The organism is Mesorhizobium sp. M0166 (assembly GCF_040322255.1).
In the GTDB taxonomy this organism is placed as follows: domain Bacteria; phylum Pseudomonadota; class Alphaproteobacteria; order Rhizobiales; family Rhizobiaceae; genus Mesorhizobium.
The window spans coordinates 27,694-50,265 of the sequence record NZ_JAMYTD010000039.1 but is presented as its reverse complement, the minus strand read 5'-3'; the positions used below and the strand labels follow the sequence as shown (position 1 = coordinate 50,265).

Genomic DNA, 22,572 nt, shown 5'->3' with positions numbered 1-22,572 from the left:
GCTCCCATGCAGAACCTGGCCCATAGTGCATCCTTTGATTCGGACGACAATGATGAACCATCAAAGCCTGGGATCAAACATCTAGAGAAACGGGCGCACGAGCGAGCGCAGCAAAGGCGAGGGCTCGTCATCGCCGGTCGAAGCGAGCGCGCGTTCATAGCGCCGGTAATCCTCGATGGCACCGGCATGGTCGTTCCTGGAGAGGCTCTCCTGGATGAGCGTCCCATGGAGTTTGGCCGATTCCGGGTAGAAATCGAGGGCACGCCGGCACGCCTGGCGTGCCCGATCCGCGTTGCCTTGGCTCTGCCAGTGTTTGGCGATTCGCACGGCAAGCTCCACCAACCCGTCCCGCACCCGGTCGGCCGCGGCGTTCGACCAGGCGGGCGCCGGGCCATTCGAGAAAAGCGGACCGAAAAAGCTTTCCAGCAGCGCTTCCTTCTCCTCGATCGTGCTGTCTCCTTGGCCCGACAGCACACGTTTCAGCCGGTCTTCCCAATCCTGTAGATCGACCCAGACCTTGTCGGCAGCGAGTCGCAAACGGCCTTCTCTCAGCGTTACGAAATCGCCTTGCCCGAGCAATTTGCGCAGACGATGCAGCGCCTGCTCCAGAGCCGCCTTGGCCTGGTCGCCGTCGAGGTCGGGCCAGAGCCAATCCTGCAGGGTTTCCACAGAAGAGACCTGGTCCCTCGACAGGCAGATAATGCGCAATATGTCGAGCGCGCGGGTAGGTTTGGCACCGGGCGCGACCTCGGCGCCATCGATCTCGAGGCGGTAGCCTCCCATCAAGTGGATCCTGAGCGGCCAAGGCCACTGGGCGGGTCGGCCAGCGGGCGGGACCAGATATCGCGCCCGAACGACGCGGCGGCACAGATCGACGTCGATCTTTCGCTCCAGCGCATCGGCGACCAGATCGGCCAATAAGTCCGGCAGGTTGAGCAGGATTGCGGAGGGGTTGACCTGGCGCAGCGCCTCCATGAATTCAGCCAGACGAGCGCCATAGGACGCGCCGCCGTTCCACTTCTGCTCCAGAGCCTGGGCGGCCAGAATGCTCAGTTCGACACGCTGGCGGGGGCCGCCGCTCAGCCTTTCGACGATCTCCTGGAGTAGCGTAGTCGCCTCCGCCGGACGCCGGTCGGCAAGCAGAACCTGGTATTTGGTGACGTAATGCGGCCAGCGTTCGATCATCGGCTCATTCGCCCGCTCGATCGCATCCATGAAGACATCGCAGTCGAGATAGGCCTTGGCGAAGTCGCCATTGCGCGTGTGCATCGCCGCGTGGCAGTCGGCGACCACCGCGACCTGGGTGGTGAACCTGCTGTCCGCGATCTCGCCCAGCCGGGAGACAAGCGCATTGAATTCCGAGAACTTGTTGTGAAGCTTCATCAGCAATTGAAGCTGATAGAGGGCGCTGAACTCGACGCCCCGTAAGGCGTGCTGCTCGCCTATCGCCGTTGCGCGTCGCAACGCATCCTCGGCCGATGCATAGACAAAACCGCGCCGCGAATAGGGGAAGTAACGGCCGCTGGCCGAGCCAAAGGACACCAGCCACATGCCGAGCACCAGGGGCGGGATATCCGGATGTTCGAGATCGGCGGCAACGCTGTCCACGGCATTGGCAAAAATGTCGCGCTGCCCCGACGAGGTCGCGTAGTCGATGAGCGCTTCGCTTGCCAGCAGGCGCAACTCGACCGAATCTTCTATCGGCAGACGTGTCAGGCGCTGCTGGATATCATTCACGAGGCGCTTGGCGTCGTGGGCTTCGAATTCGCCGGGTTCGGCGAAATCGATGGCCCGCAGGATGCCGAGCCTGACCATCATGAGTTCCTCCGGATCCAACTCCGGCAATCCCTTGGCAAGAAGCTGTGAGGCTCGGCGCGTCCAGTCCGCCAGCCCCTCATGCGTACGCCAGCTGGCGGTCTTGACCACGACCGCCCGCGCGACGGTCAGGCATTGGCCGCGCATGTCGGTGTTCTCGAATGCTTGCCATGCCTTGGAGAAGTGCGGTTCGGCCTTCGCATCGTCCGATGCGAAGGCGACGCCCAGCCAATAATGAACCCACCCGTCCATCTGGTCGGGGGGCAGCCTGTTGCACCATTCGACGAAGCTGGCCCGGCGCCCTTGCGAGAGAACGCCGTTGGCGCACACCAGAATGAGCTGGCGTGCCAGCGGCCAGGCGCCCGCCTGCAACGCCAGGACGATTGCCGCGTCGGTTTTGCCTGCCTCGTGCAGGACCTTTGCAGCCTGCTCGCGCAGCCTGGAACGGTCCGCTTCCGTCACGCGCCGGTCCAGTAGGCCGGCAAGGTATTCGCGCAACAAGTCATGCAGCTGGAAGGCGGCGCCGCCCGGACCGTCGCGCGTGATCAGCAGCTGGCGATGCTGCAGCCGCACCAGCAGGCGAGCAGCCTGCGGCGAGCCCAGGAACGCATCGGCAAGCTCAGTGCTGATCTCCGGCAGAACGTTGAGCCTGATAAGCAGATCCTGGTCCTCCGGCGCGATGTCGCGCAGGAAATAACGTCCGACAATCTCCCGAAGGCCGGCGCCTCCGGCAAGGCCGGTCTGCGAAAGCGGGTAGTACATTCCGGCGTTGGCCAGCAGGAGAAGGCCCACCGCCCAGCCGCGCGCCTCCGAAATGTCGCCGACCTCGGACGGCGATTGCGAGCGGGCGGCGACGAGGTTGCGTGCCTCCGCAGGCGAAAACTCCAGCAGCGTTTGGTTGAGGACCGGCAACTGTCCCGACAGCACGAGGTCGGCGACATCGCCCTCGGGCAGCATCCGCGATGTGCAGATGCAGCGGATGGTGTTGGGGCGTTCGCGCAACAGGATCGCCAGCGTCCGGCGGAAGCCTGGCGCGTCGGCACGATGCAGATCGTCGAGGACCAGGATCGTGCCGGGATCAAGCCGCGAGAAATAAGTGCGGAAGAACAGCCGCGCGAAATCGTCGGAATTGTCGGCATATTCCGGACCGAAGACGGGCATGCCGGCATGCCCGCCGTCGAGCGACAGCGTCAGGTAGTGGAAAAGGCGCGCAACGTCCTGGTCCTCGGTGTCGACCCGATACCAGTTGTACGCCGATTCGCCTTGCTTCAGCCCGCCTCGCTTCAGCCCGCCTTGTTCCAGAAAGTCGATCACCGCGGTGGTCTTGCCGTATCCACCAGGCGCAGCCAGCCAGCATGCACCGCTGTCGAGGGCCTGCGAAAGCAGCGCCACTACGCGCGGACGGCTGACAATTCCCACTGGCCGGGGTGCCGAGAGCTTTGCTATCTCGCGCGGCGCGTCCCGGAAGGATTTATCCATTGTGAGGACTCTCGCAGCGCAGTCGCCTCGCGAAAACAGGTAATCGGTTCGCCCGCAACAACAAATCGCCGGCCGGCGTTGTGCTCGCCTGACGTGCCGTGCTCGCCGGCAAGGTCGCGGTTATCCCTTGTGTGACATGATATGCGAAACCCCGACACTCACGTCGGCGGTGTGTCTTGCCATCACTGCGTTCATTCGCATTGCAATCGTCGCATAGCCGCTTCGTTCCTGGTCGGTAACTTCCGAGGGCTTGAAGAGCCAAGGAAGGGGTGCAACCTGCGCGTCCTCGAAATTGGCCGGCAGATTCGATGGCAGGGCCTTTTTTCCCAAAGGCAGCTCTAGCCCAAGGTCACTAAATTCCTCCTCGAGGCTGGCGTGCAGATGAGAAAGCACCACATAGATCGCCAGCCTTGATCTAGTCCTTTCTGTGTTGTTTTGATTGTACTCTTGAAGAACCTCATCGAACGATGGCGATACGTCGGTTTCAGCAGCGGTAGCTCGTGTTGCAACAGCACCGGCCAGGGCAGTCGCTGCCACTCCTGTAAGACCTACAAAATCACGTCTTGTCGTGCTGGTCATAGTGAATTCCCCTCGGTTTTGAAGACGGGCCAAGTCTGGCAAGGACGAGGCGCAGTGGCAATAGGCCGCATACGCTACTGGTGTAGAGGACCTTTACGCCGCCGATGTGAATCCACCCGACGATGACAGTGCCAAGCCGGCAGAGGGCCCGCGATGCATTCGGTTGCTTCAGCTGAGGATAGCCATGAAATCCAAGCGGGTCTTCGGCATGCAACCAGGTAAGGGATTCGAAAAATCCGCTGGTGGAGCTGAGGAGGATCGAACTCCTGACCTCGTCATTGCGAACGACGCGCTCTCCCAGCTGAGCTACAGCCCCGTCCAGCGGATGGGGCTTTTATCGGCCGCTGCGGTTTCCTGTCAAGGCTGCGCTTGCTGCCGAAATGCCGTTCGGCCGTTTGTCCGGCTTCGCCATGCTGCGGAAGGCGGCTCTTGCCGCTTTCCCCTACAGTGGCTACATGTCGGCAACAATCGGAGACCGGCATGATCGCCCTCATTCAGACCATTGTCATGGCGCTTGACCTTTACTGGTGGATCATCATCGCCTCGGCGATATTTTCCTGGCTCTACGCCTTCAACGTCGTCAACTCGCGCAACCAGTTCGTCGACACCATCAGCAACATGCTCTATCGGCTGACCGAGCCGGCGCTGCGGCCGATCCGCCGCTTCATGCCCGATCTCGGCGGCATCGACATCTCGCCGATCATCCTGCTGCTGATCCTGTTCTTCATCCGGCAGTTCCTGCTCACCACCGTGCTTTCGCTGGTCGTCTGAGTTCAGGCGTCCCATGAGCGCGCCGTTCCGCACGCGCACCGACGGCATCGACCTATTCGTCCGGCTGACGCCGAAAGCGGCGATGGACAGGCTGGAGGGCATCGAAACATCGGCGGATGGGCGAAGCTATCTAAAAGCCCGCGTCCGCGCCGTGCCGGAAAACGGGGCCGCCAATCGAGCGCTGGAAAAGCTGGTCGGCAAAGCGCTTGGCGTGCCGGCATCGGGCGTCTCGATCGCCGCCGGCGGCACTGCTCGGCTGAAGACGCTGCGCGTGCTTGGCGATCCCGCGGCGCTAGCGAAACGCATCGATACGCTGGGCACGCCTGCGCCATGATCTCGGCTCGCTCACTTACCCCGCAAAAAAGGCCGGGCTGCAAAGCCCGGCCAGATGTGAAGGTCGAAAACCTTCAGAGGGGAACGCGCCGGACGAATGGGAGGAAACATCCGGCGCGGATTGCATATGGGTCGGCATTGCTGACGTTTTAATGACCGGAGACCACTATAACAGCTTCGTGAACCCAGGCTGGAGCCGTTGTCTAGGCCGCAATCACTCCTTACGCGATGTCGTCGCGGATGCAGGCCTTCAGATGGCGGTCGGCTGTCGCCCGCAGCGGCGGTACAGCCCCGGCGCAAGCCTCCAGCACAAACGGGCAACGGGTTCGGAAAACACAGCCCGACGGCGGGTTCGCCGGACTGGGAATGCCGCCTTTGAGCACCTGCCGGCCTTGCCTGGCCAGCGGATCGAGCGACGGAATGGCTGACAGCAGCGCGCGCGTGTAGGGATGCTGCGGCCGGGCATAGAGTTCGACCGCCGGCGCAACCTCCATGATGCGCCCGAGATAGAGCACGATGACCGTGTCGCAGATGTACTCGACCACGGCCAGATCGTGCGAAATGAACAGCATGGTCAGACCGAGCCGGAGCTGCAGGTCGCGCAACAAATTGATGATTTGCGCCTGGATCGAGACGTCGAGTGCCGAGACCGGCTCATCGGCGACGATGAATTCCGGCTCGAGCGTCAGCGCCCGGGCGATGCCGATGCGCTGGCGCTGCCCACCCGAGAATTCGTGGGCGTAGCGGTGATAGGCGTCGACCGGCAACTCGACCGCAGCAAGTGCCTTCTTCGCCTTCGCCCGCCGCTCGGATTTCTTGCCAATGGCTTGAATGTCCAGGCCTTCGGTGAGGATCTGCCCGATCGTCATGCGCGGCGACAGGCTGGTGAAGGGATCCTGGAAAATATACTGCATCTTGCGGCGCTGGCGGCGCAACTGGGCCGCACTCAGCCTGGTGATATCGGTGCCGTCATAGTTGATTTCGCCGGACGTCGGCTCGATCAGACGCAGCACCGAGCGGCCGATCGTGGTCTTGCCGGACCCGGATTCGCCGACCAGGCCGACCACCTGGCCACGCCTGATATCGAAGGAAATATCCTCCAGCGCCCTAACGACGGGTCCGCGCGAGAATGCAGTCGGCGCAAAATGCTTGGTCAGGTTTTTGACCGTGAGAAAGGGGGCGTCGGCCATCAGAGCTCCTCCCAGCGCAGGCAGCGGCTTTGTTGGGTCGGCGTCGCCGCAAACAACGGAGGAACCGCGGCGCGGCAGGCGGCGATGGCCATCGGGCAGCGCGGCGCGAAGGAACAGCCCTTGGGCAGCAAGGCGAGCGAGGGAACATTGCCGGCAATCGTCGGGAGCGGCGTTCCCGCCGCCTTCAGCGCCGTGGCCTCACCGAGCCGCGGCACCGAGCGCATCAACCCGGCCGTATAGGGATGACGCGGACGGGTGAACACTTCGCTCACCGGACCTGTTTCGACGATACGCCCGGCATACATCACCGCCACCCGGTCGGCGATTTCGGCGACGACGCCGAGATTGTGGGTGACAAACAGGATGCCCATGCCGCGCTGCGCCTGCAGCGCCGCCAAAAGATCGAGGATCTGGGCCTGGATAGTGACGTCCAATGCCGTTGTCGGCTCGTCGGCGATCAGCAAGCCCGGATCGCAGGACAGGGCCATGGCGATAGTGGCGCGCTGGCGCATCCCGCCCGAAAGTTCGTGTGGATACTGCCGCGCCCGCCGCTTCGGATCGGGAATGCCGACCTGCTCCAGCAGCCGCACCGCGTCTGCTTCTGCCTCGCGGTGCGATTTGCCGAGATGGATGCGGATCGGTTCGGCGATCTGCTCGCCGATCGTGTAGACCGGGTTCAGGCTGGTCATCGGCTCCTGGAACACCATGCCGATCTCGTTGCCGCGTATCTTGCGCAGCGACTCGGCGTCGAGGCTGGTCAGCTCGGTGACCGTGCCGTTCTTGCGCCGCAGCGCGATCGATCCCTCGGCAATATGTCCGACCCTTTTCGGCAACAGGCCGATGATCGACAGGCTGGTGACGGACTTGCCGGATCCGGATTCGCCGACGAGCGCCAGCGTCTCGCCGAAGCCGATCGTCAGGTCGACATCCGTTACCGCCGCGATGTCGCGCCCCGCAATGCGGAACACCGCGCGCAGGCCGGAAATCGAGAGGATCGGCGCGACACTCAGCGGAGCAGCCCCACGTCGCGAAGGATCATGTCGATCTTCGCGGTTTCCTCCCCGTTCAGGCTGCGTTGCGGCCGCGCCATGGTGTTCGAGGCGATGATGCCGAGGCTCTTCATCGCTGCCTTGAATGCGCCGACGCCGGCCGAGCCGGCGCTTGTCCTGCCAAGCGAGATCCAGACGATCTCGAACAGTTTCAACAACCGCTCCTGCTCCAGGCGGGCTTCAGCGTACTGGCCCGCCTGGGTCAGCTTCCACAGCTTGACATAGCCATGCGGGTCGACATTGGCGAGGCCCGGCACGACGCCATGCGCACCCATGGCCAGCGCGCTGTCGACCAGGATCTCGGATCCGGTCATGCCGAAAAAACCCGGGTCGTTTGCCATGTCCTTGAGCACGTAACGCAGATTGCCGTCATCGCCGCTGGAATCCTTGATGCCCGCGATGGCGCCTTCCCTGGCGAGGCCGACCGTGGTCTTGCGCTCCAGCTTGACATGGACGCAGACCGGGATGTCGTAGGCGATGACAGGGAGATCGATCGCATCCTTGATATAGCGGAAGTGATCGGCGATCTCGGGCTGGCTGGTGCGGGTGTAGAAGGGCGCGGTGACAACGACGGCGTCGGCGCCGGCCGATCTGGCGATGCGGGCGTGGTTGATGACACGATCGGTCGTCGGATCGATGACGCCGGCGAAGATCGGAACCCGGCCGTTATTGACCTTGACCGCATGCTCGAGGATGGCCCTGCGGCCCGCTTCGTCGTGGAAGACCACCTCGCTGGTCGAGCCGAGCACAAACAGCCCGTGAACACCGCCGTCGAGCAGGTTCTCGATAGTGCGCGTGAACGACGGGAAGTCGATGCTGAAATCGGCATTGAGCGGGGTGACGACAGGTGGCACGACGCCGGTAAACAGGGGCATTTTGATGAACCTTTGAGGTCAGTTGAGATCGGAGCGAGGGTCGAATGCGTCGCGCAAGCCGTCGCCGATAAAATTGATGGCGAGCACGGTGAGCACCAGTGCGGCGCCCGGGAACAGCCATTGCCAGGGGTAATTTTCCAGCACGACGGTGGAGCGGGCGAGGTTGAGCATGTTGCCCCAGCTGGCTTCGGGCGGTGCGATGCCGAGGCCGAGGAAGGACAGGCCGGCCTCAAGCAGGATGGCGTTGGCGATCTGCAAGGTGGCGTAGACGACCAGGATATCGATGCAATTGGGCAGGCCGTGCCGGAACAGCAGATGCGGCAGCCCCGCCCCCATGCCGCGGGCGGCGACGACGAAGTCGCGCTCGCGCAGTTCGAGCAGCCGGGCACGCACCATGCGCGACAGCACCGGCCAGGAGAGCAGGGAGATCACCAGGATGGTCGGGGCGATGCCGGTGCCGGCGATTGAGGCCAGCACCAGCAGGAAGATCACCGGCGGCAGCGTCATCGCCAGGTCGACCAGGCGCATCACCGTGCCGTCGACAAGCCGCCCGCCAAAGCTGGCGACGGCGCCGACCAGGAAGCCGATGACGGTCGAAATGGCGACCGAGCTGACGGCAACCAGCAATGAGATCCGCCCGCCTTGCAGCAGCCGGGCCATGACATCACGCCCGACGCCATCACTACCCAGCCAATGAATGGCCGACGGCGCCTTGTTCATTGCTCGGAGGTCGATGGCGTTCGGGCCGAGCGGCCACCACAGAGGATAAGTCGAAACCGCCAGCAGGATCGGGATGACGATCAAAAGCCCGGCACGCGCCGCGCGGTTTTCAAAGAAGCGGTCGAGCGCGCGGCGAAGCGGCCCTTTGGTTTGCGGCGCGGCTATCGGGTCAACTGTAGGATCTGGCGCGGTGATTGCCATTAAGCCACCTGAATGCGCGGGTCGACGACGGCATAGACGACGTCAGTCAACAGGTTGACCAGGATGACGCAAACGCCGATCACCAGGGTAGCGCCCATGATCACCGGGTAGTCGCGGGTGCCGACGGCGTTGACCAGAAGCAGTCCCATGCCCGGCCAGTTGAACACGCTTTCCAGGAAGATGGCGCCGCCGATGGCGATGCCGACCGTCGAACCGATCAGGGTAATGACCGGCAAGAGCGCATTGCGGGTGGCGTGCTTGATGATCACCCAGAACTCGCGCACGCCCTTGGCGCGCGCCGTCCGCACGTAGTCCTGGTTGAGCACTTCCAGCAGCGAGGCGCGCATGTAGCGCATGATCAGCGCGGCATGGCCGATGGACAGCAGGCAGGCGGGCAGGATGAGGTGTGCAAGCACATCCGTCGCCGAGAACGGCCCACCCGCGGTCTGCATGCCGCCGGACGGCGCCCAGCGCAGCAGCACCGAGAAGAAATAGAGACCGAGCAGCGCCGTCAGGAAAGCTGGGCTGGAGATACCGATGAACGACAGCACCGACAGCGCGATGTCGGACGGTTCATTACGGCGCACGGCGCTGAAAATGCCGGCGGAAATGCCGAGCACGATGGCGATCGCCAGGCCCGTGCCCATCAGCAGCGCCGTCGGGCCGATGCGTTCCATGACCAGTGGCAGCACGGCAACGCCGCTGCGCTGGATCGAATAGCCGAAGTCACCGCTCAGCGCCGCGCGCAGCCAGGCGAGATATTGCACGGGAAGCGGCCGATCGAGCCCGAGCCGTTCGCGCAGGCCCTCGAGGTCGGAAGCCGACATGGGGACCGATGGGTTGATATAGGCGTCGATCGGATCGCCCGGCGCCAGCCGCAACAGGATGAAGATGAGGACGCTGAGCGCGACCAGCATCAGCAGTCCGGTGGCGCCGCGGCGGGCGATGAAGCTCAACATGGGCTTTCCGTGGCGGTGGCAGACGGCGCCAAAGTGGTCCCGCCTGCTCGCTTGGTTGGGTTTCTTACTGGATGTCCCAGCGCTCGGGGTGAGCTGCGTAGGGGCCGCCGCCCGGCGCAGGCGTCCAGACGAAGTCACGCAGCTTGTTGGAGGCCACACCATAGCGGTTGGCCACCCACAACGTCGCCCAGGGCAGCTCCTTGTTCATCACCTTGCAGACCTCCTGCCAGGAGGCGTCGAGCTTGGCCGGATCGGTCTGGCCGAGCGCGGCGTCCAACGCGGTGCTCAGGTCGTCGAACTCGATGCGCATGGTGTTGAAGCCTGCCGGCGGGATCTGCGACTTGTTGAGGCCGGGATTGAGGCCGGCCGGGTTGGGGCCGTTCTGCAGGCCGGCATAGACCATCGGAAAGGCGTTCCAGTCCGGCGTGCCTTGCTTGTAGACGATGCCGTTATAGGTCGGCGTATCGACAACCCGCGGCACCACATTGATGCCGACCTCGGCCAGCATCGACTGGACAGCGGCGATCACATTGGCCGCTTGCGGCGAGCCGTAATAGGTCAGCAAGGTGATCGGCTTGTCGCCGTTGATCTTGTCCCAGCCCGCCTCGCTCAGCAGCGCCTTGGCCTTTGCCGGATCGTAGGCATAGGGTTCGAGGCCTGCGGGAACGAGATGCGGCGCGACATAGCCGCAATTGGCTGGCTTGGCGGCACCCCCGTAGAGGCTGTCGATGATGGCGTTGCGATCGATCGCGTGCATGATCGCCTGGCGGACACGGATGTCCCTAAACAGGTCGACCTTCTGGTTCAGGCCGATATAGTTGACCACGTACGAGGCACCTTCGATCACCTTGAAATTGCTGTCGCTCTTGAACGATGCCGCATCGTCGGGCTCGACATAGGTGAACTGTATCTCGCCGGCACGGAGCGCGGCAACGGCCGCCGCCGGCGACTCGAAATAGCGGTTGATGAGCGCGTCTACCTTCGGCTTGCCGCCGCGATAATCGTCATCGGCTGCCAGTTCGACATATTGATCGGTCACGTACCGCTTGAACTTGAACGGGCCGGTGCCGACCGGAGCGGTCGACCACCAGGTGCTTGTCGCCAGCGATTCTGGCGGCAGAGCGGCCAGGGCATGCTCCGGCAGGATCATCAGCTGCGAGAGAATGGATAGAAACGAGCCGTTCGGTTTCGATAGCTTCACCACTGCGGTGTGGTCATCCGGCGCATCGACCGAGGCGATGTTGGCGAGGCGGGCGGCAAACAGGCTGCCGGAGGCCTTGTTCTTGGCAAGCTCGAGGGTGAATTTGACGTCCTTCGACGTGAACGGCTTGCCGTCATGCCAGGTCTCGTTGACCAGGTTGAACGTATAGCTCAGCTGGTCGTCGCTGATCTTGTAGTTCTTGGCGAGGTCGCCTTCGATATCGGTCAGCCCGACATTGTAGATGACCAGCGGTTCAAAATAGGTGCTGAGCCAGGTGTAGCCGCCGGTCGCGACCAGCGGGTTGAAGTTCTTGGGAAAACCACCGGGGCCGACGTCGAAGCCGCCCGTAATGGTCTTGGCGCTTTGTGCCTGGACACTGGTCAACGGGGCAATGCTGGCGAGCAGCAGCCCGGCGACTGAGAATGCGATGATCCTGATGCGCATGGTTTCCTCCCTCGGCATATTCAGGTTGTTCTTCAGCTTGCTCGGTTTTTGGCGATAACCTGCTGGATCCCCCGGTAATGGTCGTCGAGCCGCCCACGCGCCTGGTCGACATCCTTGGCGGCGACAGCCTCGACGATCTCGTGATGGTCGCGCCATGTCGCCAGCGGCGTCGGATTGTCGAGATTGGTGAAATTCGAGGCCTTGTTGAACGCTATCCAGAAGATGTCGATCAGCGCGCTCAGCATGTGATTGTTCTGGCAGCGGAACAGCAGCTGATGGAATTGCTGGTCCTCTTCGGCGAAGCTCTCGTGGCGCTCGGCACGTTGCCGCATGCGCTCGGTCAACTGGCGCAGCGCCTCGATGTCCTCGGCACTGATCATCTCGATCGTCTTGGCGATGAGGCCGGTTTCCAGTACGCGGCGGATTTCGCGCAGCTCTTCGACATCGCGCAGCGAATCCTGCAAACCGTATGCCAGGTTATCCAGCAGCGGCTTGAATGAGAACTCCTTGACGAACACGCCGATGCCGCGCCGCGTCTCCAAGATGCCGATCGACTCCAGCGCCTTGATGGCTTCCCGCACGGAGTTGCGGCCGACGCCGAGCCGCTGCGCCAGGAACGTCTCCGGCGGCAGGGGATCGCCTGCCTTGAGCTGGTTGCTTTCGATATAGGCCCTGAGGCTTTCCTGCACGGTGACGTGAAGCAGCGGCGGTCTACTCAACGGTTCGATCGACTTCAGTTCCGCCATCCCACTGCTTTCATCGTCCGCCGGATTAGTCTGCCCGCCGCTTGTCGTATAGCTACTTGTAGGATATCCTGCAAGCCCATAACAAACCTGCTGCCTCCGAATGAAGATTGCCCTCGCCGGCTCGAGCCACTGGCACGCCGAAATGCACCTCGACGCCGCACACATTTACGGTGCGGAGATCGCCGGTATCTGGGACGAGGAACCTGGCCAAGCGCATGCGTTCGCCGCACACCACGACCTGCCGTTTATCGAAGATTTTGCGGAGATACTCTCCAGCCCGCCGGATGTGATCCTGTTGATGGGGCACCCTTCGATGGTGCCGGCGCGGGCAGGCGCGATCATCGCGGCAGGGATACCGCTGATCCTGGAGAAGCCTGCGGCCAGCCGTACGAGCGAACTGATAGCGCTGCGCGAGCTTGCCAGGCAGCACCAGGCTTTTGTCGCTGTTCCCCTGCCCAACCGTTTCGGGCCGGCCGTTGCCGGCTTTGAACGGCTGCGCCGGCAAGGTCGCGCTGGCCCGGTGGCGCATTGCCAGTTCCGGCTGGTCAACGGCCCGCCGCAACGCTACATCGCCGACGGTGTCGCCTGGGTCCTCGACCCGGCGGTTGGTGGCGGGGGTGCGTTGAGGAATCTCGGCATACACGGCGTCGACGCGGCACTCAGCCTCGCAACCGGCAAGCTCGGCCTGAAAAGCGTTTCGATCGCGAACCGCATCCATCCCGGCCCGGTCGAGGATCACGCTCTTCTGGTGCTGGAAGACGAAGCCGGAGCGCTGTTCATCGTCGAGGCCGGCTACACCTTTGCTTCGATGCGCCCCGGCGGTGACTTCGAGTGGCGTATCGTCAGTGCCAATGCCACCCTCATCGATCATGGCGACCATGCCACCTGCGTAACGCTCGACGATGCAGCAATCGTCGACTTGCCGGTTGAACTGCCGGCAATGCGCTATCGTCTGTTCATGCGCGATACGCTTGACCGGCTGGCCAGAGAGGCGCCTCCGCCGGTGTCCATCGAGGATTATGTTGCGGCGATGTCGCTGATCGACGCCGCTTATGAAAAGGCACGACCATGATTGGAATAGGAATTATCGGCGCCGGCGATTTCGGCGCAGCCCATGCGCGGGCAATCGGCGAGGTTGGAGGCATTCGCCTCGTCGCCGCCTCTCGAGGAAATGCCGACGCGCTGCAGCGCTTCACCGCCGAGCATGGCGGCCGCGGTTACGCCGACTGGCGCAAGCTGCTGGACGACAAGGAGGTGAACACGGTGCTCATCGCCAGCCCGCACCACCTCCATGCGGAAATGGCCATCGGCGCGGCAAACGCCGGCAAGCATATCCTGCTCGAAAAGCCGATGGCGCCGACGGCGGCTGCCTGCGATGCGATCAATGCCGCTGTGGCCGAGAGCGGCGTCAAGCTGATGGTCGCCCATCTCATGCATTTCGCCCTGCCCTGCATCGCAGCCAGGCAAATTCTTGAGGGAGGCGAGCTCGGCCGGCCGCTCGCCGGATCGAGCTGGATCATCAAGCTGTGGATGGAGCACAATCGCCGCGACTGGCATCTGCGCAAGGCGACCGGCGGCGGCATGCTGTTGACTGCCGGCATCCACGCGCTCGACCGCCTCGTCTGGCTGATGGATGACGATGTCGTGTCGGTGAGCGGCATGCTCGGCGCCAAGTTCCATGACCAGGAAGCAGACGACAGCGCCTTGCTCGGACTGCGCTTCGCCGGCGGCGGCATCGGCCAGGTGCAGAGCGTCGGCTATCGCACCGGTGCTACCACCTACGCCATGGACCTGGTCTGCGAGCAGGGAACGCTGCGCATCGACATGGACCGCGCCACGATGCTTGGCCGCGATACGGTCTGGACCGAGTTGCCCGGTTCCTTTGAGCCGAACTGGATGCATAACGCGCTGGTGCGCGAATGGAGCGCAATGCGCGATGCCATTGCCGATGACACGCCGGTGCCGGTCGACGGCTCCTATGGCCGCAAGATGATCGCCATTATCGAGGCTGCCTTCGCGTCGAACGAAACCCGCCGCGAACACGATATCGCCGGTGCACGCTGACCTCGACGACCACCTGGCCCGCTTGCCCGCACATGCGCCGCGCGGCGTATGGGGCGCGGTGATGCTGGCCATCGACGATCGCGGAGCGATCGACTGGCAGGCGACGGAAGAGACGATCGCCCGGCTCTGCGCCTCAGGCGTCGACGGCGTCTATTCCAATGGCACGGCCTGCGAATTCCATTGCCAGACCGAGCCCGAATTCGACCGGCTTTGTGAGTTGGTCGCAACCATAGCCGGCCGCGCGCGCCTTCCTTTCCAGATCGGCATCAGCCAGTCCAATCCACGCGTCGCGCGCGAGCGGTTGACGCGGGTGGCCGCGCTTCGCCCGACAGCGGTGCAATTCACGCTGCCCGACTGGTGGCCGCCCAGCGACGACGAGGTCATGCGCTTTGCCGGCGGCCTCTGCGACGCTGCGCCCGAAACGGCGCTGGTGCTCTACAATCCGCCGCATGCCAAGCGCCGCCTGACGCTCGACGGCATCGCCAGGCTGCGTGCGGCCGTGCCATCGCTGGTCGGCGCCAAGCTGCCGGGCGGCGACGCGGGCTGGTATGCGGATATGCGCCGCAAACTGGACGGATTTTCCGTCTTCGTCCCCGGCCATACGCTGGCAACGGGCTATGCTGGAGGGGCTCACGGCAGCTATTCCAACGTTGCCTGCCTCAACCCGAAGGACGCGGTGCAGTGGTGGCGGATGATCCGTACCGATATGGTCGCCGCTGCCGAGGTCGAGGCCCGCATACAGGCCTTCCTCGCCGCACATGTCCTACCGTTTCGCACCCGTTACAATGTCAGCGATGCGGCACTTGACAAGGCGATGGCGGCGGCTGGCGGGTGGGCGCCGCTCGGCCCGCGACTGCTCTGGCCTTACAGCTCCGTTCCCGATCAGGAAATCCCGACACTGGCCAGGGCAGCTCACGCAGCTTTCCCGGAATGGTGGTAGCGCTCGATTTCACGAAACCGGTTTAGTAAAGCGGTTTACAAGCGTAAATTCCTGTGCTGAACTCTGCCCATCGGCAACGCTGGGCGAAGTCGCCTCATGAAGAAACCCACAGCATCCACGATCAGGAACGTCGCACATGCGGCCGGCGTCTCGGTCACCACCGTGTCGCGTCACCTGAACGGCCGCATCAAGCTGCCGGCGGAAACCAGCGAACGCATCAGGGCGGCGGTGGCGGAACTGGAATATCGCCCCAACGCCATCGCGCGACGGCTGAGCAAGGGTCGTAGCGAAACCATCGGCCTGATCGTTTCCGACATCTCCTACCCATTTTTCGCCGCCATCGCGAGTGCGGCCGAAGAAGAGGCAAGCCGGCTCGGCTACAGCCTGGTGATGTTCAACAGCCGCAACATCGCCGCCAAGGAACTGAGCTTCCTGTCGCGCATCGACGACGCGCAGGTCGACGGTATCCTGCTGATGACCAACCATCCGGACGATGGCGCGCTGGTCCAGAAGATCAATGCCTGCAGCAACGTCGTCCTGGTCGACGAGGACGTTCCCGGCGCCATTGCGCCGCGCCTGTTTGCCGATAACCGTCGCGGCGCCAGGCTGGCGACCGAGCATCTTCTGGATAATGGCCACCAGGCGATCGCCTTTGTCGGCGGCCCGCCGGCGCTGCTCAGCAGCAGGGAGCGGTTCGGAGCCTTCGAGGAATGCCTCGAACGCAGAGGCCTGCAGCTCGATCCCGGCTACGTCTTTTTCGGCGACTATGACGAGGAGTCCGGCCTGCGCGCGATCCGGCGGTTCGCTGCACTGGACAACCCGCCGACCGCAATCTTCGCCTCTGCAGACATGCTGGCGCTGGGGATTTTGCAAGGCTGTCGCAAGCTCGGCATCAGCGTGCCCGCCGATCTGTCGCTGGTCGGTTTCGACGACATCCGCAATGTCGACCTGCTCGATCCGCCGCTGACGGCCATCCGTCAGTCGGCGGAGGAATTCGGCCGTCGAGCCGTCGGCCTGTTGATCGACCACATCAACGGCGTCGACATACCGGACGCGGCGCCGGTTGCGGTGAAACTTGTCGTGCGCCACTCCGTGGGCGCGCCGCGCAAGACGCATTGGAAACTGGCTGGAAACGCCTCAGCGGAAAACCGACCGCCGGCAAGAGTGGGAATTTGAACAGAGACGGATCAAATCCGCGAAGACATGCAGTCCACCATCAACAATGGGAGAATGAAAAATGACAATCTCGCATTTCGCACAAGACGCGGCGCAGATCGCGCTGGAAAAATTCAACCGCGGTGAGATCGATCGCCGCTCTTTCCTCTTTGCTCTCGGCGGCCTCGGACTTGTGACCGCCTTCAAGCCCGGCGTTGCCCAGGCCGACGCCTCCGAAATCGTCGTCTGCAACTGGGGAGGGGCTGCGGCGGACGCCTTCGCCAAGGCCTATGGCAACCCTTTCACCCAGAAGAGCGGCATGAAAGTGGTGATCGACGGGGCAGGGCCTGCGATCGGCACAATCCGGGCCATGGTCGAGTCCGGCAAGGTCATCTGGGATGCCACCGACGGCGGCATGATCGATTCGCTGACGCTGGGCAAGGGCAATCTGGTCGAGAAGATCGACTACACGATCGTCGACAAGTCGCAGGTGCCCGAGAATTTCGCCGGCGAGTTCGGCATCTCGAACTACGTCTATTCGAACGTGCTCGCCTACGATGCCGACGCAACCAAGGGTGTCGCGCCGACAGGGTGGGCCGACTTCTTCGACACGGCCAAATTCCCCGGCAAGCGCACAATGTGCAAATGGATCCAGGGCCAGCTCGAATTCGTCCTCATGGCGGACGGGGTCGCGCCCGCTGACCTCTACCCACTCGACGTCGACCGGGCGTTCAAGAAGCTGAAGCCGATGCTCGCCGACATCATCTTCTGGGAAGGCGGTGCGCAGACCCAGCAACTGTTCCGCGAGGGCGAAGTGGCGATGGGCAACATCTGGCACACCCGCGCCAATCTCCTGCACAAGGAGACCCCCGACAAATTCAAGTGGATCTGGGAACAGAACATCCTTTCGGCCAGCGCGTGGTCGGTTCCGAAGGGCAATCCCGCCGGCAAGAAAGTGTTCGACTTCATCAATTCGACGCTCGATCCGGCCGGCCAGCTCGTGCTGCTGCAGATCATGGGCAATGGACCGTCCAACCCCAAGACGCTCGCCTTGATGACGCCGGAGGACGCCCTCGTGAACCCGACGACGAAGGAAAATGCTGCCTCGCAGATCATGCTCAATCCCGCTTATTACGCGGAACACGAGACCGAGCTCCAGAACAAATACCTGGACTTCATCTCGAGCTGAGAGGGCGAGCCAACAAGGAAAGGCCGCCTCCGGCAAAGTTGGCGGCCTATGTCCGATGCGAAATTTCAAAACAACAGCTCTGCTGCTGACGGTTCCCGCCAGCGTGGTGGCAATCGGCCTGTATGCGGCGCCGATCCTGCAGGTTCTGGCGTTGAGCCTGACCGAGCCGAAGCTCGGCCTTGCCAACTACCAGAACCTGTTCGCCAACGCAGCGGTCGGCCGTGTCGTCATGACGACGCTCAAAGTGTCCGTCATGACGACGGTGATGACGGTGCTGGCAAGCTATGTCGTCGCCTTCGCCATCATCCATATGTCGGCGGGCTGGCGCCGCATCTCGCTGTTCCTGGTGCTGGTGCCGTTCTGGATATCGGTGCTGGTCAGGGCGTTTTCCTGGATCACCATCCTGCGCCGGCGGGGCGTCCTCAACAGCGCCTTGATGGATATGGGCGTGATCTCCACGCCGCTCGACCTCGTCTACAATCTTTTCGGCGTCACCATCGGCATGGTGCACTATATGATGCCGTTCGCCATCCTGCTGCTCTATGCCAATCTGTCCGATATCGACCGCCGCATCATTCAGGCGGCACGGTCGCTGGGCGCGCGTCCGGCAACGATCTTCTGGCGCGTCTGGCTGCCGCTAAGCCTGCCCGGCATCGCGTTGGCGACACTGTTCGTGTTCGTTTTCTCGCTTGGCTTTCTCGTGACGCCGGCCCTGCTCGGCGCCGGCAAGACCCTGATGATCGCCGAATACATCTCGGTGCAGATCTCGAGCACCTCGCGCTGGGATCTAGCGACATCGCTGTCGACCATGCTGCTTCTGGTGGTCGGCATCATCGTCTTTGCCGCCATGCGCAGTCCTGCGCTGCGCGCCGCCTTCGTCGCCAGGCCGCAGCAATGAAGCCGCGGCGCATCCTCGAGATCGGACTGCCGCGCCTTGTGGCATGGTGCTTGCTCGGCTTCCTGTTCGTTCCGATCCTGGTGGTGATCCCGGTCGCATTGACCGACCGCGATTATCTGTCGTTGCCGCAGGACGGCATTTCGATGGAGCATTTCGCGGCGCTCGCCGACTGGAGTAAGGGTTGGCTACCCAGCATGCTGACCAGTGCCGGTATCGCGCTTGCCTGCGCTGCGATCGCCACCGCGCTCGGCGTCGCTTTCGCCGTCGGCGCCTGGGCGGCAGGAGGCTGGTGGCCATCCCTAATGCGCATACTTCTGCTGTCGCCGATGATCGTGCCGCCGATCATATACGCCGTCGGCATGGTCAAGTTGTGGGCGCGTCTGTCGCTGCTCGACAGCTATACCGGCGTTATCCTTGTACATGTCGTGCTGGCCTTGCCGTTGACCGTGCTGGCGATCGGTGCCTCGCTCTCCAATCTCGATCAGAAGCTGGTACAGGCCGCCAGAAGCCTCGGCGCCAGGCCGATGACCGTGTTCGGCAAGGTGATCTTGCCGAACATCGTGCCTGGCGTTGCCGCGGGCGCGCTGCTCACCTTCGTCGCCTCCTGGGACGAGATCACGGTGACGCTTTTCATCACCGGGCGCGCCGTCGTCACGTTGCCACGCCGCATCTGGACCAGCATCCAGGATGCGGTCGATCCGGCGCTGGCGGCGATAGCCACCGTCCTGCTCGTCATAACGGTGCTGGCGCTTACCGCACGCGCGCTGGCCGAACGCCGGCAACAGAAATCCTAGTTCAAGCACCCGGTCGCCGGGAACAATCGAGGAAAGGAAGACCAATGAGCACCGCAATGAGCGACAACGAGTACCGGGAGAATAAGTTCTTCAGCATATTCGGCTCCGTCCCTGAGCCGGGCTTCGATACGGCTGAGGAACAGATCCCGGTATGGGGGCGCCATTGGGGCTGTTCGAACGATGTCGGCCGCTTGCGTGCCGTCCTGATGCACCGGCCCGGCGACGAGCTCTCCGTCGTCGAAAACAAGCCGATGCCCGAAGTCGGCGGCTTCGGCGATCCGGAGAAAGGCTGGTACTGGATGGGCCGCACAATGCCCGATTTGCCCGCCATGCAGCGCGCCCATGACGAGTTCACCAATTTGCTGCGTGCGGAAGGCGTCGACGTCATTCTCGTTGACAGGGCCGCTCCCGGAGCGATGAAACAGATCTATACGCGCGACAGCGTCATCGGCGTTCCGGGCGGCGCCATCGTCACGCGCCTGGCGCGGCGGGTGCGCCGCGGCGAGGAACTGCCGGTGACCCGGGCGTTGGCCAAGGCCGGCTGCCCGATCCTCGGCACCATCCACGGCTCCGCCGTCTTCGAAGGCGGCGGCTTTGCCTTCATCGACGCCAAGACCGCCGTTTGCACGGTCAGCATCGCCTGCAACCCGGAAGGCGTGCGGCAGGTCGAGAGCATCCTCGCCGGGCTGGGCGTGGAGCTGATCAAGGTGCCTATGCCCGGATACCGCATTCACATCGACGGCGCCTTCATCATGGTCGATGTCGAGACGGCGATCGTCAACGTCAACGAACTGCCCTATCCATTCATCGAATATCTGCAGAAGCGCGACATCAAAATGATCGAACTGCCTCCCGAGGACAGCGCAATGTCGCTCAACTGCCTGGCCGTCGCGCCCGGTCGCGTGATCATGCATGGCAGCCGCTCGCAGCGCCTGTCGGACCGGCTCGACGCCGCCGGCATCACCGTGCTGACCTGCAATTACGAGACGGTCGAGCTCGGCGGCGGCGGCCTGCATTGCTCGACCGCGCCGCTGATCAGGGACCCGATCTGATATGGTCTCGAACTGATGGCGTTGCTGGTCATCGACGATCTGACAAAGACCTATGACAAGGTCACCGCATTGACCGGGATCAACCTCTCGGTCGAAGCGGGAGAGTTCGTCACTTTGCTCGGGCCTTCCGGGTCCGGCAAGACGACCTTGCTGATGTCGCTGGCCGGCTTCACCACGCCGACCAAAGGGGCGATTCGCCTCGATGGCACGGACATAACCCACGTCGACCCCGAGGACCGCAATTTCGGCTTCGTCTTCCAGGGTTATGCGCTGTTTCCGCATCTCACGGTCGCCAACAACATCGCCTTCTCGCTTCGCGTCCGCAAATGGGACAAGGCGAAGATAGCCGCACGGGTTGCCGAGATGCTGTCGCTGGTCGGCCTCGACAATCTTGCCGAGCGCAAGCCGCGCGAATTGTCCGGCGGCCAGCAGCAGCGCGTCGCCATAGCCCGCGCTTTGGCCTTCGGGCCGCGGATCCTGCTTCTGGACGAGCCGCTTTCGGCGCTCGACCGTATGCTGCGCGAAGCGATGCAAAAGGAGTTGAAGCGGCTGCATCGCGAGACCGGGGTGACGTTCGTCTACGTCACCCACGACCAGGAAGAGGCGATCGCAATGTCCGACCGGATCGCGGTGTTCAACCACGGCCGGATCGTTGAAGTCGGGCCGCCGCGCGAGCTCTACAAGAAACCCTCGACGCGTTTTGTCGCCGGCTTCCTGGGCGAAAACAACTTCTTGTCGGGGCACTGCGCCGACGACGACGAAACGATGATCGAGGCGTTCGGCACGCGCTTCGGGTTTCCGAAGGGAAAGGGCCGCCGCGAGCGGCCCGGCGATATCCTGACTGTGTGGGTGCGGCCCGAGGACATCCGCATTGGCCAGGCAACGGGTGACGAGATCGGCTTTCGGGCGATGGTCGTCGAGAATTCCTTTGTCGGCGCGCTTGAACGCATCCTGCTCAGGACGGCGGCGGGCGAAGAGATGGTCGCGACGCTGCGCTCGGAAGCGGCTATCGCCGCCGCGCCCGGACAGGTCGTCGATTGCCGCATACATCCCTCCGCCGTCGGCGTCCTGCCGAACGAAGCCTCGATATCCTGAATTCTACGAGAGTCATCATGATCAAGGCAGAACCGTTCGACTTTCCCTATGACGGCAGGCTGATTGCCGAAACCACTGCGCTCATCGTCATTGATCTGCAGGAGGATTTCCTGTCGACGACAGGCTATTTCGCCAGGCAGGGCTCCGATCCTGGCCCGCTGCGGGCCATTCTGCCGACTGTGAACCGTCTGATTGCGGCCGCGCGGGCGGCCGGCCTCAGGATCATCCACACCAGGCAAGGCTATCGGGCGGATATGGCCGACATGACGCCCTATGAGAAATGGCGGCGCAAGCGGGCAGGCCTCGAAGGAACCGAAATTCTGCTGCGTTCGAGCCCCGGCTTCCAGATCGTTGCCGAGATCGAGGTGGCGCCTGAGGACATCGTCGTCGACAAAACCTGCAACGGTGCCTTCACCTACACGGATTTCGAGCATGTGCTGCGCGCGCAAGGCATCACGCATCTCCTGTTTTCGGGATGCACGACCGACGTCTGCGTGCACACGACCTTGCGCGAGGCCTGCGACCGCAATTTCCAGTGCCTGACAATCTCGGATGCCTGCGCCAGCGGCGACAGATATGCGCATGAGGCCGCGCTGCACATGGTGACGGTCGAAAACGGCATCTTCGGCGCGCTGACCGATTCGACCGCCGTCATTGCGGCACTGTCGCAATTACCGGGCAAGGGGCGCTGATATGTCCGAGGAGACTAGCAACAAGGTGGCGACCAAGCGCCTGTACGTGTCGCTGATGCGGCTGACCGATAAAGGGCTGGCAGAGCTGGCCGGCAGCCCCGATCGCAGAAAGGTCAGCGAGGAGCGCGTTGCAGCACTCGGCGGACGGTCGGTCGCCTTCTATGCCACCCTCGGCGCCTATGATTTCGTCCAGGTCTTCGAAATGCCTGATAACGAAGCCATGCTGCAATATGTACTTACGGCCCGGCGCGATGGTTTCGTCGAGCCGCTGATCCTGCCGGCATTCGACCCGTCGGCATTCGGCGAGATCGTCGGACGGGTCCTGAGATGA

General features: G+C 63.3%; 22 protein-coding genes and 1 tRNA gene. 13 read left to right on the top strand and 10 right to left on the bottom strand.

Annotation, left to right across the window (positions count from 1 at the left end):
- Nucleotides 1-81 precede the first annotated feature (81 nt).
- From NKJ46_RS28150 to NKJ46_RS28140, 3 genes are all read right to left on the bottom strand, one after another.
- Nucleotides 82-3,294: an AfsR/SARP family transcriptional regulator gene (locus NKJ46_RS28150; protein WP_352669420.1), complete on the bottom strand. Its 3,213-nt coding sequence runs from the start codon at nt 3,292-3,294 to the stop codon at nt 82-84.
- Between the two features lie 120 nt (nt 3,295-3,414).
- Nucleotides 3,415-3,873 carry a hypothetical protein gene (locus NKJ46_RS28145; RefSeq protein ID WP_352669417.1) on the bottom strand — a complete coding sequence of 153 codons (459 nt, stop codon included), beginning with the start codon at nt 3,871-3,873 and terminating at the stop codon, nt 3,415-3,417.
- A 240-nt stretch (nt 3,874-4,113) separates the two neighbouring features.
- Nucleotides 4,114-4,189, bottom strand: a tRNA-Ala gene (locus NKJ46_RS28140).
- 164 nt (nt 4,190-4,353) lie between these two features.
- Between NKJ46_RS28140 and NKJ46_RS28135 the strand changes: the two genes are divergently transcribed.
- Both NKJ46_RS28135 and NKJ46_RS28130 read left to right on the top strand, forming a co-directional pair.
- The gene (locus tag NKJ46_RS28135; protein ID WP_023678162.1) at nt 4,354-4,644 is read left to right on the top strand and encodes a YggT family protein; all 291 of its coding nucleotides are present in this window, start codon (nt 4,354-4,356) and stop codon (nt 4,642-4,644) included.
- A gap of 13 nt (nt 4,645-4,657) precedes the next feature.
- A complete protein-coding gene (locus NKJ46_RS28130) occupies nt 4,658-4,978 on the top strand; it encodes a DUF167 family protein (protein ID WP_352669414.1) in 321 nt (106 codons plus the stop codon).
- A 220-nt stretch (nt 4,979-5,198) separates the two neighbouring features.
- Here the strand turns inward: NKJ46_RS28130 and NKJ46_RS28125 are convergent, their stop codons facing one another.
- From NKJ46_RS28125 to NKJ46_RS28095, 7 genes are all read right to left on the bottom strand, one after another.
- Nucleotides 5,199-6,167 (bottom strand): ABC transporter ATP-binding protein, encoded by a 969-nt coding sequence (locus NKJ46_RS28125; RefSeq protein ID WP_352669412.1) that lies wholly within the window; start codon nt 6,165-6,167, stop codon nt 5,199-5,201.
- The gene (locus tag NKJ46_RS28120; protein ID WP_352669423.1) at nt 6,167-7,177 is read right to left on the bottom strand and encodes an ABC transporter ATP-binding protein; all 1,011 of its coding nucleotides are present in this window, start codon (nt 7,175-7,177) and stop codon (nt 6,167-6,169) included. The genes NKJ46_RS28125 and NKJ46_RS28120 overlap by 1 nt, the downstream gene beginning before the upstream one ends.
- Entirely contained in the window at nt 7,174-8,091 is a 918-nt protein-coding gene (locus tag NKJ46_RS28115) for a dihydrodipicolinate synthase family protein (RefSeq protein ID WP_352669410.1), read from the bottom strand. The genes NKJ46_RS28120 and NKJ46_RS28115 overlap by 4 nt, the downstream gene beginning before the upstream one ends.
- Before the next feature lie 18 nt (nt 8,092-8,109).
- The gene (locus tag NKJ46_RS28110) at nt 8,110-9,012 is read right to left on the bottom strand and encodes an ABC transporter permease (RefSeq protein ID WP_352669407.1); all 903 of its coding nucleotides are present in this window, start codon (nt 9,010-9,012) and stop codon (nt 8,110-8,112) included.
- Complete coding sequence (locus NKJ46_RS28105) at nt 9,012-9,971, bottom strand: ABC transporter permease (protein ID WP_352669404.1); 960 nt, start codon at nt 9,969-9,971, stop codon at nt 9,012-9,014. The genes NKJ46_RS28110 and NKJ46_RS28105 overlap by 1 nt, the downstream gene beginning before the upstream one ends.
- A 64-nt stretch (nt 9,972-10,035) precedes the next feature.
- A complete protein-coding gene (locus NKJ46_RS28100; RefSeq protein ID WP_352669401.1) occupies nt 10,036-11,616 on the bottom strand; it encodes an ABC transporter substrate-binding protein in 1,581 nt (526 codons plus the stop codon).
- Between the two features lie 32 nt (nt 11,617-11,648).
- The gene (locus tag NKJ46_RS28095; RefSeq protein ID WP_352669398.1) at nt 11,649-12,362 is read right to left on the bottom strand and encodes a FadR/GntR family transcriptional regulator; all 714 of its coding nucleotides are present in this window, start codon (nt 12,360-12,362) and stop codon (nt 11,649-11,651) included.
- Nucleotides 12,363-12,462: 100 nt separating this feature from the next.
- Between NKJ46_RS28095 and NKJ46_RS28090 the strand changes: the two genes are divergently transcribed.
- The 11 genes from NKJ46_RS28090 (at nt 12,463) to NKJ46_RS28040 (ending at nt 22,572) form a co-directional block, all read left to right on the top strand.
- On the top strand, nt 12,463-13,434 hold the full coding sequence (locus NKJ46_RS28090) for a Gfo/Idh/MocA family protein (protein ID WP_352669397.1): 972 nt from the start codon (nt 12,463-12,465) through the stop codon (nt 13,432-13,434).
- On the top strand, nt 13,431-14,426 hold the full coding sequence (locus NKJ46_RS28085; RefSeq protein ID WP_352669395.1) for a Gfo/Idh/MocA family protein: 996 nt from the start codon (nt 13,431-13,433) through the stop codon (nt 14,424-14,426). The genes NKJ46_RS28090 and NKJ46_RS28085 overlap by 4 nt, the downstream gene beginning before the upstream one ends.
- Nucleotides 14,416-15,366, top strand: a complete 951-nt coding sequence (locus NKJ46_RS28080; protein WP_352669393.1) for a dihydrodipicolinate synthase family protein — start codon at nt 14,416-14,418, stop codon at nt 15,364-15,366. Before NKJ46_RS28085 ends, NKJ46_RS28080 begins: the two co-directional genes overlap by 11 nt.
- Nucleotides 15,367-15,462: 96 nt before the next feature.
- Nucleotides 15,463-16,542: a LacI family DNA-binding transcriptional regulator gene (locus tag NKJ46_RS28075; protein WP_352669391.1), complete on the top strand. Its 1,080-nt coding sequence runs from the start codon at nt 15,463-15,465 to the stop codon at nt 16,540-16,542.
- Nucleotides 16,543-16,603: 61 nt separating this feature from the next.
- A complete protein-coding gene (locus tag NKJ46_RS28070; protein ID WP_352669389.1) occupies nt 16,604-17,710 on the top strand; it encodes an ABC transporter substrate-binding protein in 1,107 nt (368 codons plus the stop codon).
- A gap of 55 nt (nt 17,711-17,765) precedes the next feature.
- Nucleotides 17,766-18,608, top strand: coding sequence for an ABC transporter permease (locus NKJ46_RS28065; protein ID WP_352669387.1), 843 nt, complete (start codon nt 17,766-17,768; stop codon nt 18,606-18,608).
- Entirely contained in the window at nt 18,605-19,402 is a 798-nt protein-coding gene (locus NKJ46_RS28060; protein WP_352669385.1) for an ABC transporter permease, read from the top strand. The genes NKJ46_RS28065 and NKJ46_RS28060 overlap by 4 nt, the downstream gene beginning before the upstream one ends.
- 44 nt (nt 19,403-19,446) lie before the next feature.
- A complete protein-coding gene (locus tag NKJ46_RS28055; protein WP_352669383.1) occupies nt 19,447-20,454 on the top strand; it encodes a dimethylarginine dimethylaminohydrolase family protein in 1,008 nt (335 codons plus the stop codon).
- 15 nt (nt 20,455-20,469) lie between these two features.
- Nucleotides 20,470-21,549: an ABC transporter ATP-binding protein gene (locus NKJ46_RS28050; protein ID WP_352669380.1), complete on the top strand. Its 1,080-nt coding sequence runs from the start codon at nt 20,470-20,472 to the stop codon at nt 21,547-21,549.
- Between the two features lie 17 nt (nt 21,550-21,566).
- Complete coding sequence (locus NKJ46_RS28045) at nt 21,567-22,241, top strand: cysteine hydrolase family protein (protein WP_352669377.1); 675 nt, start codon at nt 21,567-21,569, stop codon at nt 22,239-22,241.
- Nucleotide 22,242: 1 nt separating this feature from the next.
- Nucleotides 22,243-22,572 carry a GYD domain-containing protein gene (locus NKJ46_RS28040; protein WP_352669375.1) on the top strand — a complete coding sequence of 110 codons (330 nt, stop codon included), beginning with the start codon at nt 22,243-22,245 and terminating at the stop codon, nt 22,570-22,572.

Excerpts from the sequence above, each read along its gene's own strand:
- NKJ46_RS28150 (WP_352669420.1), bottom strand. The coding sequence starts at position 3,294 with ATGGATAAATCCTTCCGGGACGCGCCGCGCGAGATAGCAAAGCTCTCG.
- NKJ46_RS28145 (WP_352669417.1), bottom strand. The coding sequence starts at position 3,873 with ATGACCAGCACGACAAGACGTGATTTTGTAGGTCTTACAGGAGTGGCA.
- NKJ46_RS28135 (WP_023678162.1), top strand. The coding sequence starts at position 4,354 with ATGATCGCCCTCATTCAGACCATTGTCATGGCGCTTGACCTTTACTGG.
- NKJ46_RS28130 (WP_352669414.1), top strand. The coding sequence starts at position 4,658 with ATGAGCGCGCCGTTCCGCACGCGCACCGACGGCATCGACCTATTCGTC.
- NKJ46_RS28125 (WP_352669412.1), bottom strand. The coding sequence starts at position 6,167 with ATGGCCGACGCCCCCTTTCTCACGGTCAAAAACCTGACCAAGCATTTT.
- NKJ46_RS28115 (WP_352669410.1), bottom strand. The coding sequence starts at position 8,091 with ATGCCCCTGTTTACCGGCGTCGTGCCACCTGTCGTCACCCCGCTCAAT.
- NKJ46_RS28110 (WP_352669407.1), bottom strand. The coding sequence starts at position 9,012 with ATGGCAATCACCGCGCCAGATCCTACAGTTGACCCGATAGCCGCGCCG.
- NKJ46_RS28105 (WP_352669404.1), bottom strand. The coding sequence starts at position 9,971 with ATGTTGAGCTTCATCGCCCGCCGCGGCGCCACCGGACTGCTGATGCTG.
- NKJ46_RS28100 (WP_352669401.1), bottom strand. The coding sequence starts at position 11,616 with ATGCGCATCAGGATCATCGCATTCTCAGTCGCCGGGCTGCTGCTCGCC.
- NKJ46_RS28095 (WP_352669398.1), bottom strand. The coding sequence starts at position 12,362 with ATGGCGGAACTGAAGTCGATCGAACCGTTGAGTAGACCGCCGCTGCTT.
- NKJ46_RS28090 (WP_352669397.1), top strand. The coding sequence starts at position 12,463 with ATGAAGATTGCCCTCGCCGGCTCGAGCCACTGGCACGCCGAAATGCAC.
- NKJ46_RS28085 (WP_352669395.1), top strand. The coding sequence starts at position 13,431 with ATGATTGGAATAGGAATTATCGGCGCCGGCGATTTCGGCGCAGCCCAT.
- NKJ46_RS28075 (WP_352669391.1), top strand. The coding sequence starts at position 15,463 with ATGAAGAAACCCACAGCATCCACGATCAGGAACGTCGCACATGCGGCC.
- NKJ46_RS28070 (WP_352669389.1), top strand. The coding sequence starts at position 16,604 with ATGACAATCTCGCATTTCGCACAAGACGCGGCGCAGATCGCGCTGGAA.
- NKJ46_RS28065 (WP_352669387.1), top strand. The coding sequence starts at position 17,766 with ATGCGAAATTTCAAAACAACAGCTCTGCTGCTGACGGTTCCCGCCAGC.
- NKJ46_RS28060 (WP_352669385.1), top strand. The coding sequence starts at position 18,605 with ATGAAGCCGCGGCGCATCCTCGAGATCGGACTGCCGCGCCTTGTGGCA.
- NKJ46_RS28055 (WP_352669383.1), top strand. The coding sequence starts at position 19,447 with ATGAGCACCGCAATGAGCGACAACGAGTACCGGGAGAATAAGTTCTTC.
- NKJ46_RS28050 (WP_352669380.1), top strand. The coding sequence starts at position 20,470 with ATGGCGTTGCTGGTCATCGACGATCTGACAAAGACCTATGACAAGGTC.
- NKJ46_RS28045 (WP_352669377.1), top strand. The coding sequence starts at position 21,567 with ATGATCAAGGCAGAACCGTTCGACTTTCCCTATGACGGCAGGCTGATT.
- NKJ46_RS28040 (WP_352669375.1), top strand. The coding sequence starts at position 22,243 with ATGTCCGAGGAGACTAGCAACAAGGTGGCGACCAAGCGCCTGTACGTG.